This is a genomic window from Vibrio sp. UCD-FRSSP16_30 (genome assembly GCF_001676025.1).
GTDB lineage: Bacteria > Pseudomonadota > Gammaproteobacteria > Enterobacterales > Vibrionaceae > Vibrio.
The window spans coordinates 1-1288 of record NZ_LZFW01000043.1; the positions used below are offsets into that span (position 1 = coordinate 1).

2 tRNA genes and 2 rRNA genes are annotated in these 1288 nt (G+C 44.3%); all 4 read left to right on the forward strand.

Features of this window, described 5'->3' with window-relative positions:
* A 16S ribosomal RNA gene (locus A9260_RS12520) occupies positions 1-247 on the forward strand; the annotation flags it as partial.
* Between the two features lie 207 nt (positions 248-454).
* A tRNA-Ile gene (locus tag A9260_RS12525) sits at positions 455-531 on the forward strand.
* Between the two features lie 107 nt (positions 532-638).
* Positions 639-714: transfer RNA gene (locus A9260_RS12530), tRNA-Ala, on the forward strand.
* A gap of 334 nt (positions 715-1048) precedes the next feature.
* Positions 1049-1288 (forward strand): 23S ribosomal RNA (locus A9260_RS12535); the annotation flags it as partial.

Here is a 1288-nt window from a genome sequence, read left to right on the forward strand (position 1 = left end):
TAGTCCGGATTGGAGTCTGCAACTCGACTCCATGAAGTCGGAATCGCTAGTAATCGTGAATCAGAATGTCACGGTGAATACGTTCCCGGGCCTTGTACACACCGCCCGTCACACCATGGGAGTGGGCTGCAAAAGAAGTGGGTAGTTTAACCTTTCGGGGAGGACGCTCACCACTTTGTGGTTCATGACTGGGGTGAAGTCGTAACAAGGTAGCCCTAGGGGAACCTGGGGCTGGATCACCTCCTTATACGATGATTACTCACGATGAGTGTCCACACAGATTGATTAGGTTTAGAAAAGAGAAAGATAAATCAATAATATTGAGTTATTTATGCAAAACAGTTTTTCTTAGTTCAAGGAAGGCAAGCGATGAAGGAAGGAGCATACATGAGTATGTGACTGACTGAAGAGCGCAGTCCTGACGCAGAAATAAGAGAAAATGTGCAGCAGAAATGGGTCTGTAGCTCAGCTGGTTAGAGCGCTCGCCTGATAAGCGGGAGGTCGGTGGTTCAAGTCCACTCAGACCCACCAATCTTTCTGATAGCCGCGTTAACTAGCGCGTTGCATACTAATGTATGCGGCCTTACTAGTTGCCTTGCTCTCAAAAAGATACTTATTTGATTTTTCTTGATACAGATGGGGCTATAGCTCAGCTGGGAGAGCGCCTGCCTTGCACGCAGGAGGTCTGCGGTTCGATCCCGCATAGCTCCACCATCTTTAAGTGTTCTTTCACAAGAATCTTTAAAAATGGTTTTTTCCGTTTTCGGAAACAAACTTGCTCTTTAACAATTTGGAAAGCTGACGAATAACAATGTGATTTCATTGTTATTCAAATTTAAAAGTTCTCAAATCCTAAGTCTTTATGATTTAGGTACCAACACACATTCAAGTGTTCTTGGGAATAGCATCATTGCCTGATGTTATTCAAATTTGAGTCCGGCAAAATCGAATGTTATCTCGCTCATAATAAAGAGATAACGCACCTTGGAARCGTCATACTACGTTGTAGCAAACGTATTGCGTTAAGCAAGACCCTTTGGGGTTGTATGGTTAAGTGACTAAGCGTACACGGTGGATGCCTTGGCAGTCAGAGGCGATGAAAGACGTAATAACTTGCGATAAGCCCAGATTAGGTAGTAATAACCATTTGAGTCTGGGATTTCTGAATGGGGAAACCCACGTGCATAAGCACGTATCGTTATGTGAATACATAGCATAACGAGGCAAACCCGGGGAACTGAAACATCTAAGTACCCGGAGGAAGAGAAATCAACCGAGATTCCGAAAG